Origin of the sequence: Gluconobacter kondonii (assembly GCF_002723995.1) — a bacterium.
Taxonomy (GTDB): Bacteria; Pseudomonadota; Alphaproteobacteria; order Acetobacterales; family Acetobacteraceae; genus Gluconobacter; species Gluconobacter kondonii.
In genome coordinates, this window is sequence record NZ_BEWP01000005.1 from 178,693 (window position 1) to 193,785 (window position 15,093).

The window sequence follows — 15,093 nt, forward strand, 5'->3', positions numbered from 1 at the left end:
CATATCAAAAAAATATTTGTGCGCCTTATATTCTGTAGGCGGTCACATTGAATCCTGATAACTGAAAATAACCATCCCAGCTCCAACAGCATATTTTTCACCCTATAGGCTGAGAACACTATCGGACCGCAAGCCGTATTGAAGGCATACTTCACTATCTCAAACGCGTATTCGCATCACAACCAAAAACAATCCACCCTTCAAAAATTCGGAACTAAACTGCAACACAACCATTCATAAAGTTGCAGAGTGGTTTTTCTATTCTGCCTTCATTCAAAGATACAGAAAAGCCATTCCAATGACGAAACAGAAATCTTTTTTAGAATATTTGAGCATAGTATCAATCGCCTCGTGTGTTTTTTTCGGCCCAACCCAAGCAGCTACCGCGCGTGATGTTCCGCAGCCAACTCATCCTATAACCATTCAAGAAGCAGTTAATCGCGCCTATAATGACTATAAATCAAATACAGATGGATCCAATGCCTCTTACATTCCGTACTTGGAAAAAGCCAATACAAAACTCTATGGAATTGTTGTTGTCACAATAGATGGGAAAATTTTTAAAGCTGGAGACGCTGACTATTTTTTCCCAGTTGAGTCAATTTCAAAAATTTTTACCTTAGCGCACGTCCTAAAAATACAGGGCGCAAATAACTTGAAAAATAAAATTGGTGTCAACGCCACCGGACTCCCTTTTAATTCTGCTTTAGCTATTGAACTCAATAACGATAAGCTGACAGGCAGCCCTCCACCCGGCAATCCTCTCGTGAATGCTGGTGCGATTGCTACTGCGAGCCTTGTCGAAGGCAAATCGCTTGAAGAAAAATGGAATACAGTCATCAAGACTGCCTCTGCATTTGCAGGACGTCCACTGACTTTAAACAAAGATGTTTATGACTCTGAAATGGCAGATAACCAACATAATCTGGCCATAGCTATTCTACTGAAAAGCTATCACTACCTTTATGCCGATTCAGCCGAGACTATCGATCTCTACACACGTGAATGCTCTTATAATGTCACAGCAAAAGACCTCGCCGTGATGGGGGCGACATTGGCTAATGGAGGAAATAATCCTCTCACACATCAGAACGTTACTGATGAAGAAACAAGCATGAGAGTCCTCGCTGTCATGGCGACCGCTGGTCTCTATAACACCTCAGGTGAATGGCTTTATAATGTTGGATTGCCAGCAAAAAGTGGTGTTGGCGGCGGTATTGTCGCTGTTGTTCCCGGGAAAATGGCAATTGCTGTTTATTCATCACCCCTTGATGCCGCAGGAAACAGTGTTCGCGGGCAATTGGCCATCCAATCTATCGCACATGATCTGGGAATAAATATTTTTAAAAATAAATAGCGCGTCAGAATTCTCTCAAAACAGGATTGCGATCACTTATATTATCGGATGTCAGTATTTGATATTTTCGAAATAAAATCCAATACTGACATCCGCTCGCCAGTCATTCTCCTTGAGACTTCTAATACCCGGAAAGAAGATAAGCGTATCACCACCCAACCGGTTCGGGCGACCACACCCTCTCTGGAAGCCCAAACCGCTGCGATTGCGGACGAAGACGTCACCCGCCGTTCTCTCGCATCAGGTGTGTACTTCTGGCCGACGATCCAGACAGACGAACCGAAAATCTACAATGTGATCGTCCCAGCAATCCGGGCAACAACATTGCCCCCGATCCAGATATCGCCACTATCCTTCTCCACAAAGATACGCCCTGCTCTCCCCAATACGGCACCCTGACTGGCAACATACTTTGCCGGGGCAATTCCGCTTTCGATCAGCCATTGAGCAATCCCGGCATTGAGACTTCCGGTCACCGGATCCTCCCACCCCTGTCCGCCTCCAACAAACGCCCGCACCTCAAATTGGGCGCCTGTGCCGTCGCGCACGGAATCCCACGCACCAACAACGCCTAAGCTCTGCCCCTTCAACGCCTGCCAGTCTGGCTGAACGGCCAGAACGTCCCTGCGACTGCGAAGTCTCAGAACCATCCATCCGGGGCCATTATCTGCCCATTGCGCGTCGAGAACATCTTCGGATGCCAAACGTAACCCTGTGAGAGCACGAGCCAGATCATTTTGCCCGACAGGCCCTGTAAGGCGCCTTGGTGGAGCGGCGAAAAATAGCAGATCAGCCTGACAGCTCACCGGAATAAGGCCGGCACCGCATTCCTGTATGATCCCATCGGATTTCGGTGTGCCGCCCAGAGACTGCCAGACAAATGCGGTTCCAAGCGTCGGATGTCCTGCAAAAGGCAGTTCGCTCTGTGGCGTGAAAATCCGCACACGATAATCGGCATCAGGGTGCGTCGGCTTGAGCAGAAAGGTCGTTTCGCTGAGGTTCGTCCAGTTCGCGACCTGCGCCATCTGGGCATCGGACAACTCATCCGCCCCGACGATGACAGCAAGTGGATTGCCCCGGAAGGGCTCGGCGGAAAAAACGTCCACCTGTCGGAAAGTGAGGTCCATCGTCAGGGTTCCTGCGTTGTTGGGCCAACCCACAGATCGATTGCATCGGCCAGATGTGTCAGTGTCGGGCTGTGAAAGGCCTTCACCGTTCGGTTGAAGGTCTCGTGGTGGCAGTCTGACCGGATGATCAGTTCCTGTGTGGGAATGGAAAGTCCATCCATCGCTCCGCAGGCTTTCAGCGCGGCTCTGTCGACCCGGACCAGCAGACGCCGTGCTCTGATGGGATCGCTCAGATCCTGCCGAATGTAAGATACGGAAACCTGATCGGGACGGTCTTCGATATCCTGCGCAGAAGCAGGCCCATGAATAGCCATGAGAAGGAGCAATCCTACGAAAATAACACAGAGCACACCTACTGCCTTGGCGATCTCCGGAATTAGTGTGGAAATGCGGGCCTCAGGTCGCAGGCATGCGATCTCCATAACTGATTGCGACATGGGAAAGCCTTATTGTTATAGTACAATAGAGGCGAATCGATTCGATTGTTATAGATTGACAACTCTATGAAAGAGTTCAATCACTATATTGTCCTATTCCAATAACATTGACGGAGCCGGATATGTGGCAACCTGACCTGCAATCCGGCCCCATGCCGCTATACGAACGCCTTGTTCTGGCCATGGCGAAAGATATCAAAACGGGGCAACTCGCTCCCGGTACGAAGCTGCCACCCCAACGTGATCTGGCGTTCCGGCTGGGTGTCAGCGTTGGAAGCGTGACACGGGCATATGCAGAAGCTGAGCGGCGCGGATTGTTATCCGCTCATGTCGGACGTGGATCGTTTGTGAAGAGTGTCCTGCCTGCCATTCCAGACGTCCCAACATTCGAACGCAGTTCCGTCATGGGACAATATGAAAGCGGGCTGATCGACCTGCGATGCAACACGCCCCCGCCCGTCCCGCTGATGGCAGACCTGAATGCTGCTCTGGCCGCACTCATGACGCGTGGTGCGCTTGATCCAGCCGTCCATTACATTCAGGGCGCGGGCCTGCCGCACGTCCGCAAAGCTGGAGCGCAATGGATCGCACGGCGTTACGGTTTGGATTTTGAGGCCGGAAACCTGATCCAGTGCAACGGTGGACAGCACGCTATTGCACTGGTTTTCTCGTCCTTCTGCGCGCCGGGCGATACCATTCTATGCGAATCATCAACATTCTACGGCGCGCGCATGGCGGCGGATCATCTGGGGCTGAAACTCCGGGGCCTGCCGATGGATGATGAGGGACTATTGCCCGAAGCTGTGGACCGAGCAGCAACGGAAACCGGCAGTCGTCTGCTCTTTACCCTGCCGACGCTTCACAATCCAACGACACGGACAATGTCAGACCAGCGTCGGCAGGAAATCGCAGCAGTTGCGAAGGCGCATGATCTGCTGATTTTGGAGGACGATGCCTATTACGCATACTCCCAAAAGCCGCGTCAGATCGTATCTTACGCGCCCGAACGAACACTGTATCTTGCCAGTCTTTCCAAGGGCATCTGTCCGGGCTTCCGGCTGGCCTTTCTGGCACTACCGCCTGCTCTACCAAGGGAACGTCTCACGCGAGGCATCCGCGCTCTGGGATATTGCCCGCCCGCTCTGGGAGCGCTGGTGTTCAATCAGTGGGTCGAGGATGGCCGCATTGATACTATCGCGCAGGCTGTTCAGGCAGAAGCCACTGCCCGGTGGAAGCAGTCACGTTCAGTATTAGGCGATCTCATCGCGCGACCGGGTGCCTCACAGTCGCCTCATGCCTGGATGCCCATGTCGGCGCTCGATGCGGAACGAGTAACGGCACGCCTGCTTCGCGCCGGTGTGGAAGTTACACCTCCGGATGCGTCCTCGGTCTGCTCGCAGGCGGATACCGGCCTGCGTCTCTGCCTCGGCGCCCCGAACAACCAGGCAGAACTGGGCCGCGCGCTTACAATCATCAAGGATGTTATTACCGGGCACGGAAGTGCCGACCGGGATGGAATCATCTGATTCCTCGCATGCTCGAAAGTACAAGTCAGATTTGAAGGAATTGACTTGTGCTTCTTGAGAGAGCAGTTCGGCGCTTCATGCAGCAACAATCTTTAAGATAGAAGATCAGAGAAAAGCACAATTAAAACCGCACAGATAGACAATCAAGAATAGCGGCTTTTGATTTATTTGGCGGAGAGGGTGGGATTCGAACCCACGGTACCCGCGAAGGCACAACGGTTTTCGAGACCGCCCCGATCGACCACTCTGGCACCTCTCCGTACGGTTCTGCTGTTGCGCTGAACCTGATCGACGGACGGGCTTATGACGGGCTTTGTCGGATATTGCAAGAGGGTAGAAACGCCTTCCTGCGAGAAATGTGGTTGCAGGGCGGTTTTTTAGTCGTTTCTGATTGACTGAAAGCCTTCATATCTGTATCGACCGCGGCTGTTCCATACGACCGCATTGCAGTGGTCACCTTGGAGCCAACGACAAAAAGCGACTGGGTCGCGCCAGACCGGGACCACTCGGCAGCAGCGACCACGAGATCGGAACAGAGAGAGTTTCCAGAATGTACGCAGTCATCCGCACCGGCGGTAAGCAGTATCGCGTTGCTCCCGAGAGCATCCTCAAGGTCGAGAAGCTCGAAGCCGAAGCCGGCAGCACCATCACCTTCACCGACGTCCTGATGGTTGGCGGCGAAGGCACCGTGACCGTTGGCGCACCGCTGGTTGCTGGCGCAACCGTGACGGCAACCGTCGTCGCTCAGGATCGTCTGCCGAAGGTGATCATCTTCAAGAAGCGTCGCCGTCAGAACAGCCGCCGCAAGAATGGCCACCGTCAGCCGGTGACCGTCCTGCGTATCAACGCGATCAACGCGGCCTGATTGGCCAGACACTTTAGGTAAGGACAAACAGTCATGGCACAAAAAAAGGCAGGCGGCTCGAGCCGTAACGGACGCGACAGTGCAGGTCGTCGTCTGGGTGTGAAGAAGTTCGGTGGCGAAAGCGTCATCGCAGGCAACATCATCGTACGTCAGCGCGGTACAAAGATGAAGGCTGGCGCCAATGTCGGCATCGGTCGCGACCACACGCTGTTCGCTCTGGTGGACGGCCACGTACAGTTCCAGCGCCGCGCAGAAGGCCGCGTCCACGTTTCCGTGGCACTACCGGAAGCCGCTGAATAAGCAGCCCGCTGTTCCAGCGCGAGCAGAAAGGGCCGGTCCTGTTCGGGACCGGCCTTTTTGCGTATAAAGCGCCCCTCACCTTATTCTTTCGGACAATACGATGAAGTTTCTCGACCAGGCCAAGATCTATGTGCGTTCCGGTGACGGCGGTGACGGCGTGATCGCATTCCGGCGCGAGAAATACATCGAATATGGCGGTCCTGACGGCGGTGACGGTGGCCGTGGCGGTGATATCCTTTTCCGTGCGGTCCCCGGCCTGAATACCCTGATCGACTTTCGATATACGCAGCATTTCAAGGCCCGCAAGGGCGGCAATGGCGCAGGTTCCAACCGGACTGGTGCTGCCGCTGCAAATGTCACCATCAATGTCCCGGTTGGAACGCAGATTTTCGACGAAGATCGCGAAACCCTGCTGGCCGATCTGGACGCCGAGGGCAAGGAAGTCCTTCTGTGCCGCGGCGGTGATGGCGGCCTTGGCAACACCCACTTCAAAAGCAGCACCAACCGTGCGCCACGCCGGGCCGACAAAGGCTGGCCGGGTGAAGAGCGCTGGGTGTGGCTGCGCCTCAAGCTGATCGCCGATATCGGTCTTGTGGGCCTTCCAAACGCGGGTAAATCCACGCTTCTTTCCGTCGCATCCCGTGCGCGCCCGAAAATTGCAGATTACCCATTCACGACCCTGCACCCGCAGCTTGGTGTGGTCCGGCTGAACAATACTGAAGAATTCGTAATCGCCGACATCCCCGGCTTGATCGAAGGTGCCAGCGAAGGCGCGGGCCTTGGGGACCGATTCCTGGGGCATGTGGAGCGCTGCGCGACGCTCCTGCACCTGATCGACGGGACGGAAAGTCAGGTCGTCAAGCACTGGCGCCTGATCCGCAAAGAACTTGAGGCCTACGATCCGGAGCTTGCAGCCAAGCCCGAGATCATCGTTCTGAACAAATGCGACTCCCTGACGCCCACGCAGCGTTCCGCCAAAAAGCGGGCGCTGGCCAAGGCATCCGGGGCCGAAGTACTGATGCTATCCGGCGCGACGCAGGAAGGCCTGCCCGAACTGCTCCGGATGCTTCAGGATCGTGTCACGGCTGCCAAACAGGATCGGCAGGGATGACCGCTGCGGCTTGTGCTCCTCATCTGGCGCAGGCCCGCCGGATCGTCATCAAGATCGGAAGCGCGCTTCTGGTCGATTCAGCAAACGCCACTCTGCGCCAGCAATGGTTGCAGAGTGTGTGCGCCGACATTGCCGACCTGCGCGCGCATGGCGCAGAAGTCATTGTCGTCTCGTCAGGCGCGATCTCCCTTGCCCGGCATCGTCTTGGCCTCACGTCCCGCAGGCTGCGTCTGGACGAAAAACAGGCCATGGCCAGCGTCGGACAGATCGGGCTGGCACAGGGCTGGAGTACGGCGCTGGCGGATCATAATCTGGTCGCGGCACAGCTTCTCCTGACGCCGGACGACACGGAAAACCGCGAGCGCCACCTCAACGCCCGCGCGACGCTCCAGACACTGCTGGATCTGGGCTGCGTGCCGGTCATCAATGAAAATGATGCCATCGCCACCAGCGAAATCCGCTTCGGAGACAATGATCGTCTGGGCGCGCGTGTTGCCCAGATGACTGGTGCGGATTGTCTGGTGCTTCTCTCCGATATTGACGGACTCTATACGGCCGACCCCCGACAGGACCCGTCTGCACGGCATATTCCCGTGGTCGAACAGATGAGCGACGACATCATGGCCATGGGGGGCGAGCCGCCACCCGGCTATTCTTCAGGCGGAATGCGTACAAAACTTCTGGCTGCAAAGATTGCAACGCGCGCCGGTGCGAACATGGTCATCGGAGCCGGACAGGAACACCATCCGCTGCGCAGACTGCAAAATGGCGGCCTCTGCACCTGGTTCCTGGCCCAGACCGATGCAGGTTCAGCCCGTAAGCGCTGGATTGGCGGCAGCCTCCAACCCAAAGGCTCACTGACAATTGACGCAGGCGCGTGCCGCGCACTTCAGGAGGGTGCCTCCCTCCTTCCCGCAGGCGTAACCGGACTTGAGGGCGTGTTCGGACGCGGCGATCTTGTCGCCATCCGCAACGCTGAAGGCAACGTGATCGGGCGCGGCCTGATCGGTTATGATTCGGATGAAAGTCTGAAACTGATCGGACACCGCTCCGGCGAAATGGAGCAGCTTCTGGGATATCGCGGCCGGGATGCGTTAATTCATCGGGATGATCTGGCTCTCGATCATCCCTGACACGCCCTGCCCTGCTGTTCAGCCCCTTGGGGGCCAGCGCAGCTTGGGTTCAGAACGGGGTTGGTAAGCGTCATTCTCCGCAACTGTTTTTGCGGACTGCTTCTTGTCAATGACGCGCCCAAGAGGCTGACGCGCAGTCTCTGTTGCGCCCTGCTCCCATGGCGCGCGTGACCAGACCCGCTCGGACGCACTGGACAGGTCCTCTCTCACTGGAGCGGATTCAGCCTTAAAACCCCTGCGTGGCAGGGTTTCAGGGTCTCCCCGTCCCATAACGCCCTGCCCCGAACCACTCTGCCCGGGACCATCCTCATAGGACGGCAGATCAGGACGCAGGGTACGTGCGGGCATCAGATAGTCTTCATCTATCCGCGTCATGCGCTCCTGAGATGCTGTGACGGCCTGTGCTATTGGTTCAGCAGAAGGACTGTCGGGACGGCTCGAAACAGCCAGGCGCAGGTTCAGCGCCCGGAGTTCAGCGCGCATCTCGGCGATCTGGAACTCCAGATCCTGCAACCGGGGCTTGGTGCCGAACACGGCGAACGGCATACAAAGCAATGCCAGAACAAAAAAAGCGGCCACCACGACCAGGCACCCGAAGGCCCAGCCTGGCAGCCATGAAAAATCAGACATCATGAGGAGGCCCGGTCCAGTCTGAAAGTGGCGTGTTCGATGTTCCGGCGGCCGGAATTACATTCCAAGGGCGCGACGATAGATATCGAGCAAAGTTTCCTGTTCCTCGATTTCCGCAGGCTCCTGTTTGCGCAAGCGGATGATCTGCTTGATGACTTTTACGTCAAATCCGGCCGATTTGGCTTCGGAAAAAATGTCCTTGATATCGCCAGCCAGAGCCTTGCGCTCCTCTTCCAGACGCTCGACACGCTCGATAATGGAGCGCAGACGGTCCGCAGCGATCCCGCCCGTGGCAGCGCCTTCGTTCTTGATTTCTGCATCCATGGTCCGGTTTCCTTATGTCGTCTGGGCTATGTTTTGCCGACGCTGCGCAAACACAGCATCCGCCGCGCGGCTTATCGTGATGAGGGTCGGACGGTCAACGGAATTATGCGCACGTTTCATGAACGCGTGAACATGACGAAGCTTTTCTCCCGATGTCGTGCACGGCTCATCCCTTGACAGAAAGCCCCCCGACAGGGAACTAGACGGTGCCTGAAACGGCCTGAACCTTAACCCTTTTTTCCCGGTCTGCGGGTTCGAGAGGTCAGAGAGTCTTCCATGGAACATTTTCAGCAGGTCGAGCCTTTCGACTATGTCATCTTCGGCGCCACTGGCGATCTCACGATGCGCAAGCTGCTGCCCGCGCTCTATAACCGCCTCCGGCTGGGCCAGATTCCGGATGATGCCCGCATCATCGGAGCCGCCCGGACGGAGCTGAGCCGTGAGGCCTATGTCGCGCGTGCCCGTGAGGCGCTTGAGCGTTTCCTTCCTTCGGATGTCCTGAGCCCCGGACTGGTGGACCGTTTTCTGGCCCGTCTGGACTATGTGACCCTCGACAGCAGCCGCCAGAGCGAACAGTGGGACAGCCTGACGTCCCTCTTCGCCAAGGCACAGCCTGATCGGGTACGGGTCTTTTATTTCGCAACCGCGCCGCAGCTTTACGGCAGCATTTGCGAAAACCTGCACCGGTATGGGCTGATCACGGCCAATTCGCGGGTGGTGCTTGAAAAGCCCATCGGAACGGATATGGCGACCGCAACCGCCATCAATGACGGTGTGGGCCAGTATTTCCCGGAAAAGCAGATCTACCGGATCGATCACTATCTCGGCAAAGAGACGGTCCAGAACGTTCTTGCCCTGCGCTTTGCTAATCCGCTCATCAATGCGGCATGGTCAGCAGAGCATATCGAGAGCGTGCAGATCACCGCTGCCGAGACGGTCGGCGTTGAAGGTCGTGCCGCTTATTACGATACGTCAGGCGCACTGCGCGACATGATCCAAAACCATCTGCTTCAGGTGCTGTGTCTGGTCGCTATGGAAGCGCCGGACTCCCTCGAGGCCGATGCCGTCCGCAACGCCAAACTGGCGGTTCTGAACGCGCTGCGCCCGATCACCGAAGCCAGTGCAGCGACCGAGACCGTGCGTGCGCAATACACGGCTGGTGTGATCGGCGGCGAAAATGTTCCGGGCTATCTTGAAGAACTGGGTACGCCCAGCGCCACGGAAACCTATGCCGCCGTCCGCGCCTGGGTTGATACGCCGCGCTGGAAGAACGTGCCGTTCTATATCCGCACAGCCAAGCGCTCGGCCCGCAAAGTCAGCGAGATCGTCGTGACGTTCCGCCCGGCTGCGACCGCGATGTTTGGTGCAGCTCCCGCCAGCAACCGCCTCGTGCTGCGCATCCAGCCCAATGAGGGTGTGGAACTGCGCCTGAACGTCAAGAACCCCGCGCTGGATGTGTTCAACCTCCACACGGCGGATCTGGATACCTCCATCCGTATGGAAGGCGGCATGCCCTTCCCCGACTCCTACGAAAGGCTGCTGCTAGACGCGGTCCGGGGCGATCCGGTCCTCTTCATCCGTCGCGACGAAGTCGAAGCTGCATGGCGCTGGGCTGAACCGGTCCTTGATGCGTGGAAGCATAATAAGGTACCCATGCAGACCTACAGCGCCGGTTCCTACGGTCCGGAGCAGGCGACCCGTCTGCTTGCCGAGCATGGCGACACCTGGCACGAAGCCTCGGAGTAACCACATTTGAGTGATGATAAAAGCGCAACGCCCCGTCTGGGCCGCGCGCCGGGCAAAAATACACGCCGCCAGCCCCGCAGCTTCAAACAGCTTCTGCTGCGGCGGCTTCTGATCGTCATCCCGGCTTTTCTGCTCATGTTCATTGCAGTCCGGAGTGGGCTGCTGGACATGTCTTATGACAAGATCACGTTCAGCAAGCTGAGCTGGTTCGATAACACCGCTCTGGTGGAGCATCTCCGCCTTGCGGTGGTGAAGGACAATCTGACGGATCTACCGCGCAACTGCCTCGTCTTCGTCGTGAACGGCAGCGCGTCCGACAACACACCGACGATGGACGTTCTCGGACGGCACGGTAATGGCTGCCCCGGCGAGAAGCCTTCGGCCGACAAGCTGTTCAGCCTGAAGATCAACCGGGCCGACCGGACCGTACAGACCGATGCGGGAACACCCGGCTCCTTCCACGACCTGCCTCTCTGACGTGTTCGGAAAAAACGGAGCGCCCTAGGACGCTCCGTTTTTCTCCTGCGCAAAAGCCTCGCGCAGAAACATTCCCCCTTCTCTCAACGCCCGCCGCCCATCCCGGAACAGCGCATAGCCGTTCAGGAAACCATGAATCATGCGCGGGAAGTTTTTCAGCACAACCGGCACCCCGGCCTCATTCAGGCGACGGGCATAAAGCTCGCCTTCGCCCCTGAGTGGATCGAACCCCGCAGTGACGATCATAGCGGGCGGCAGAATCTCGAAATCGTCAGCCAGCAATGGCGAAAATGCCGGATCAAAAAGCTGCTCCGGTCTCGTCAGCGTCTGACCGCAATACCAGTACAGAAGCTCCACACTCAGCATGTACCCGTCCGCATAAGCCTGACGGGACGGCGGAACGAACGGACCGCTCAGGGCAGGATAATACAAAAGCTGAGCGCTGAGCGGGCGTGATCCCCGCGCCCGCACCCATTGCGTGAGCGCGGCAGAAAGATTACCCCCCGCACTGTCACCCGCCACAGCCACAGGCACATCAGCCGGCACAGTCGCGAAAATCCACTCCAACGCGGCTTTGGCATCATCCAGAGCAGCCGGAAAACGATGTTCGGGCGCAAGACGATAATCCAACGACAGCACCATCGCCCCTGACGAGGCCGCAAGGCGGCAGCAGATCCCATGATGCGAGACGAGATCGCAATGCACGAATCCGCCGCCGTGCAGAAACAGCACAACACCCCTGACTTTCCCCCGTGGCCGGTACAGACGCGCATTCCGCTCTCCCTCAGCCCCGGGAACGCGGATCTCACGCCACTGACGGATCCGCAGCGACGAAAGACTGACCGGGAAACTCGGGCGTCCCGTCACACGGCGGATCTGTTGCAGAGCGTCCGCAGAAGGCTGTGGGGCAGGGATGGCCGGAATTTCGTCAAGAGCGATTGTTCGCGGTGCAACACCACGTCTGCGGCTCTGTCGGGCCAGCCAGAACAGGAAGATCCGCAATGTCAGGGTCGGGCGCATTTATCCCTTATGCTCCGGTCATCAGTAAAAGTCTGCCCTTGACCCCGGAGGCGTCCCGGAGCAGTGTCTGCCCCGCCAGACGGCTGGACGATCGCTGTGTGTGCGATGAGGATCGCATACAGGGAGGAAAGTCCGGGCTCCACGGGAAAACGGTACCGGTTAATTGCCGGCGGGGGCGACCCTAGGGACAGTGCCACAGAAAACAGACCGCCCGCCGGACTGTTTTTTCAGCGATTTATCGCGGGGAAAATACGTTGCGGGTAAGGGCGAAACGGTGCGGCAAGAGCGCACCGCATCTCCGGCAACGGCGATGGTCACGGTAAACCCTACCGGGAGCAAGACCGAATAGGAACGGCAGGTTTCCGCAAGGAAGCCGGGGGCTTCTCGCCCCGTCGTTCGGGTTGGTTGCGTGAGGCCTGCAGCAATGCAGGTCCCAGAGGAATGATCGTCCCGCTTTCGGGCGGACAGAACCCGGCTTACAGGCCGTCTGGCACCCTCTGAAAATCTGTTCTTCCAGTAATTGTCTCCTCCCCCAAAGAAGAACAAAAACAGAACAAATAACGGCAGGTATAGATCCGCCTCCGCGATTATCCCTGATAAACCCTAATAAACAGCAAAAATTTTTGTCACATTTCAACTTTTGAAAATGCCGCAGTTTTCTGCGGTTTTTTGACGATATGTGTTTGACGTCCCATGAAATCCCATGATATCCCAATAAAGACCAAGCCAAATAATCAGCAGCCGAATACCCGGTTTCTGAATGCAGGAAGGAGGCACATCGTTCATGAGCATGTTCCTCGGCACGCATCAGAACCGTTTCGATGCCAAGGGACGCGTCTCTATCCCTGCACCTTTCCGTGCTGCCCTGAAATCTCAGGCCCAGCCGGGCGACCCGCTGGTTATTCTTCGCCCGTCCCATCTCCACCCATGCATCGAGGGTTGGACGGCTGGCGCTTTCGCCTCCCTTGCCACTCCGCTTGACGAATACGACCCGTTTTCGGAAGACCACGAAGATCTGGCCGCCAGCCTCTACGCGGATGCCTATCCGCTGGACAGCGACAAGGAAGGCCGAATCATTCTGCCCGAAACCCTGCGCACCCATGCGGCGCTGACGGATGAAGTCTCTTTCATGGGGCTGGGACGGACATTCCAAATCTGGCATCCCGCCGCTGCCGAAGAGCGCCGTCAGGCCGCCCGTAGCCGTGCAAAAACACTTGCAACGAGCCGTCGCCCCATCAGCGCGCCTGCCGCTACAAACACTGCGGGAGCAGCCGAATGAACGCGATCACTCTGGTTCACTCGGGTCACGTCCCTGTCATGCTGCATGAGGTACTCGAAGCCCTCGCACCCCGCGCTGGTGGCCGGTATCTGGACGGTACGTTCGGCGGCGGTGGCTATGCCCGCGCCATTCTGAACGCCGCTGACTGCACCCTCGACGGCATCGACCGTGATCCGGCGGCTATCGAACGCGGAAACGCCATGGCCGTACAGGCCAACGGACGACTGCGGATGCATCAGGGCACGTTCGGTGACATGGAAGCTCTGGTTGGCGCAGAAGGCCCGTTTGACGGCATCGTGCTGGATCTGGGCGTCTCGTCCTTTCAGATCGATCAGGCCGAGCGCGGCTTTTCGTTCCGGAACGATGGCCCGCTGGACATGCGCATGGGTTCGGACGGCCCCTCCGCCGCCGATTTGGTCAATGACCTCAAGGAAGCGGACCTCGCGGACATTCTTTATCGGTACGGCGAAGAAAAACTCTCCCGCCGCATCGCACGCGCCATTGTGGCTGCCCGCGCCGAAGCTCCGATCACTACGACCGGCCAGCTTGCCCATATCATCCGCTGCTGCGTTCCCCGTGACCGCGCCAATATCGACCCCGCAACCCGCAGCTTTCAGGGATTGCGGATTGCCGTGAACGACGAGCTCGGCGAACTGGAGCGGGCTCTGGAAGCAGCGCCGCGCCTTCTGGCGCCGGGCGGTATTTTCGTGGTCGTCACCTTCCATTCCCTCGAAGACCGTCTGGCGAAGCGTGCCATGGCTGTTCTCGCAGGACGGACGGGAAATCCTTCCCGCTACGAACCGGCTCCGCTTCGTCAGAACGCGCCGGCTTTTTCCCTTCTCCATTCCCGCCCCCTCTCCGCTACGGACGAGGAATCCCGGGAAAATCCGCGCGCCCGCAGCGCCCGCCTGCGTGCACTGGTCCGTAATCCCGCCTCAGGAATGCCCTCATGATCCGGCCCTTCACAGTCGCCTGTGCCGTCCTTGCCGCAGGATCTGGCCTGTTTCTCTATACAAAGAAGCATGAGACCACGGTTCTGGACCAGCAGATCACGAAAATCGTGCAGGACACACAGCGTGTGCGGAGCCAGACCGCCATGCTGCGGACGGAATGGGCCCTCCTGAACCAGCCGGACCGCCTCAACACCCTCGCCGCCCGCTTCGTCCCGACGCTGCATCCGATGGAGCCGGACCAGTTCATCCGCATGACGTCCCTTGAAGCGCATCTTCCGGCTCCCGGCTCGAAAGCTCAGGCGGCAGATCCTCGCGAAGGACTGCATGAAGTCGTCAACAGGGCCGCAGAAGCCGCACATCTGCCCCTGCCCGCTCCACAAGCCGTCGTGCATGCCCCACCTCCTGTCCAGAGCGCGCCCGCGCCCCGGCCTGTGGTCGTAGCCATGGCAAGTCATCCTGCCCCGGTCGTCGTCAAACCTGCTGCGACTCCGGCACACCCTTCCCATGCCCATACTGCAGATGTCCAACTCGCGTCTGCCGCTCCGCATCCGGCTACAGCGTCCGTTCACAGCCATGCGGACACAGCGCCAAACGTCCATCTTGTCAGCTATCGTGAGAGCCACCCTGCTCCGCTGATGGTGGCCGCCTGGCATCCGCAGACTGTTCATGTCAGCCATGCGCCTGTAACGACCCGCCTTGCGGAAGAGCGCCCGCGGGCGCATCACGCTCAACTTTCCGCTCTGGCAAATGTAAATGACGCATTGCCCGCACCGGTGCCGTTGGCTAACTGAAAGCCCTTCCATCGTTA

At 57.9% G+C, this 15,093-nt stretch carries 17 protein-coding genes, 1 tRNA gene and 1 other RNA gene; 12 read left to right on the plus strand and 7 right to left on the minus strand.

The annotated features are described in order from the left end of the window. The first annotated feature begins 298 nt into the window (after positions 1–298). Positions 299–1,357 (plus strand): glutaminase A, encoded by a 1,059-nt coding sequence (gene glsA, locus GKO01_RS07415; RefSeq protein ID WP_099286494.1) that lies wholly within the window; start codon positions 299–301, stop codon positions 1,355–1,357. Between the two features lie 287 nt (positions 1,358–1,644). On the opposite strand, the gene GKO01_RS07420 is transcribed toward glsA, so the two are convergent. After that, positions 1,645–2,484, minus strand: a complete 840-nt coding sequence (locus tag GKO01_RS07420) for a PhzF family phenazine biosynthesis protein (protein ID WP_099286495.1) — start codon at positions 2,482–2,484, stop codon at positions 1,645–1,647. Positions 2,485–2,486: 2 nt separating this feature from the next. Beyond that, positions 2,487–2,921: a UrcA family protein gene (locus tag GKO01_RS07425; protein ID WP_099286496.1), complete on the minus strand. Its 435-nt coding sequence runs from the start codon at positions 2,919–2,921 to the stop codon at positions 2,487–2,489. 122 nt (positions 2,922–3,043) lie between these two features. On the opposite strand from GKO01_RS07425, the gene GKO01_RS07430 reads away from it, so the two are divergent. Beyond that, on the plus strand, positions 3,044–4,447 hold the full coding sequence (locus tag GKO01_RS07430) for an aminotransferase-like domain-containing protein (RefSeq protein WP_099286497.1): 1,404 nt from the start codon (positions 3,044–3,046) through the stop codon (positions 4,445–4,447). A 169-nt stretch (positions 4,448–4,616) separates the two neighbouring features. On the opposite strand, the gene GKO01_RS07435 is transcribed toward GKO01_RS07430, so the two are convergent. Beyond that, a tRNA-Ser gene (locus GKO01_RS07435) sits at positions 4,617–4,706 on the minus strand. Positions 4,707–4,997: 291 nt separating this feature from the next. Here GKO01_RS07435 and rplU point away from each other — a divergent pair. From rplU to proB, 4 genes are all read left to right on the plus strand, one after another. Beyond that, positions 4,998–5,312 (plus strand): 50S ribosomal protein L21, encoded by a 315-nt coding sequence (gene rplU / locus GKO01_RS07440; protein ID WP_062494728.1) that lies wholly within the window; start codon positions 4,998–5,000, stop codon positions 5,310–5,312. A 33-nt stretch (positions 5,313–5,345) separates the two neighbouring features. Then, positions 5,346–5,612, plus strand: a complete 267-nt coding sequence (gene rpmA / locus GKO01_RS07445; protein WP_062027139.1) for a 50S ribosomal protein L27 — start codon at positions 5,346–5,348, stop codon at positions 5,610–5,612. Between the two features lie 100 nt (positions 5,613–5,712). Next, positions 5,713–6,723, plus strand: coding sequence for a GTPase ObgE (gene obgE, locus GKO01_RS07450; RefSeq protein WP_099286498.1), 1,011 nt, complete (start codon positions 5,713–5,715; stop codon positions 6,721–6,723). Further along, positions 6,720–7,856, plus strand: a complete 1,137-nt coding sequence (proB, locus tag GKO01_RS07455) for a glutamate 5-kinase (RefSeq protein WP_099286499.1) — start codon at positions 6,720–6,722, stop codon at positions 7,854–7,856. The genes obgE and proB overlap by 4 nt, the downstream gene beginning before the upstream one ends. Before the next feature lie 18 nt (positions 7,857–7,874). Here the strand turns inward: proB and GKO01_RS07460 are convergent, their stop codons facing one another. Together GKO01_RS07460 and GKO01_RS07465 are read right to left on the minus strand one after the other, a co-directional pair. Next, positions 7,875–8,489 (minus strand): hypothetical protein, encoded by a 615-nt coding sequence (locus GKO01_RS07460; protein ID WP_099286500.1) that lies wholly within the window; start codon positions 8,487–8,489, stop codon positions 7,875–7,877. Between the two features lie 54 nt (positions 8,490–8,543). Continuing rightward, complete coding sequence (locus GKO01_RS07465) at positions 8,544–8,810, minus strand: DUF2312 domain-containing protein (protein WP_099286501.1); 267 nt, start codon at positions 8,808–8,810, stop codon at positions 8,544–8,546. Between the two features lie 276 nt (positions 8,811–9,086). Here GKO01_RS07465 and zwf point away from each other — a divergent pair, with 276 nt between their 5' ends. Next, a complete protein-coding gene (gene zwf, locus GKO01_RS07470; RefSeq protein WP_099286502.1) occupies positions 9,087–10,556 on the plus strand; it encodes a glucose-6-phosphate dehydrogenase in 1,470 nt (489 codons plus the stop codon). 6 nt (positions 10,557–10,562) lie between these two features. Continuing rightward, positions 10,563–11,033: a hypothetical protein gene (locus tag GKO01_RS07475; protein WP_174694266.1), complete on the plus strand. Its 471-nt coding sequence runs from the start codon at positions 10,563–10,565 to the stop codon at positions 11,031–11,033. Positions 11,034–11,057: 24 nt separating this feature from the next. On the opposite strand, the gene GKO01_RS07480 is transcribed toward GKO01_RS07475, so the two are convergent. Next, the gene (locus GKO01_RS07480; protein ID WP_099286503.1) at positions 11,058–12,053 is read right to left on the minus strand and encodes an alpha/beta hydrolase; all 996 of its coding nucleotides are present in this window, start codon (positions 12,051–12,053) and stop codon (positions 11,058–11,060) included. A 75-nt stretch (positions 12,054–12,128) separates the two neighbouring features. Between GKO01_RS07480 and rnpB the strand changes: the two genes are divergently transcribed. Further along, an RNA gene (rnpB, locus tag GKO01_RS07485) (RNase P RNA component class A) lies at positions 12,129–12,548 on the plus strand. 138 nt (positions 12,549–12,686) lie between these two features. On the opposite strand, the gene GKO01_RS15935 is transcribed toward rnpB, so the two are convergent. Beyond that, a complete protein-coding gene (locus GKO01_RS15935) occupies positions 12,687–12,839 on the minus strand; it encodes a hypothetical protein (protein WP_167383443.1) in 153 nt (50 codons plus the stop codon). Between GKO01_RS15935 and mraZ the strand changes: the two genes are divergently transcribed. From mraZ to ftsL, 3 genes are read left to right on the plus strand one after another with little or no spacing between them, the layout of a single operon-like run. Next, positions 12,838–13,332: a division/cell wall cluster transcriptional repressor MraZ gene (gene mraZ, locus GKO01_RS07490; protein ID WP_099286504.1), complete on the plus strand. Its 495-nt coding sequence runs from the start codon at positions 12,838–12,840 to the stop codon at positions 13,330–13,332. The two genes, GKO01_RS15935 and mraZ, sit on opposite strands and share 2 nt — an antisense overlap. Next, positions 13,329–14,285, plus strand: coding sequence for a 16S rRNA (cytosine(1402)-N(4))-methyltransferase RsmH (gene rsmH, locus GKO01_RS07495; RefSeq protein WP_099286505.1), 957 nt, complete (start codon positions 13,329–13,331; stop codon positions 14,283–14,285). The genes mraZ and rsmH overlap by 4 nt, the downstream gene beginning before the upstream one ends. Continuing rightward, on the plus strand, positions 14,282–15,076 hold the full coding sequence (gene ftsL, locus GKO01_RS07500; protein ID WP_099286506.1) for a cell division protein FtsL: 795 nt from the start codon (positions 14,282–14,284) through the stop codon (positions 15,074–15,076). The genes rsmH and ftsL overlap by 4 nt, the downstream gene beginning before the upstream one ends. Positions 15,077–15,093: the final 17 nt, after the last annotated feature.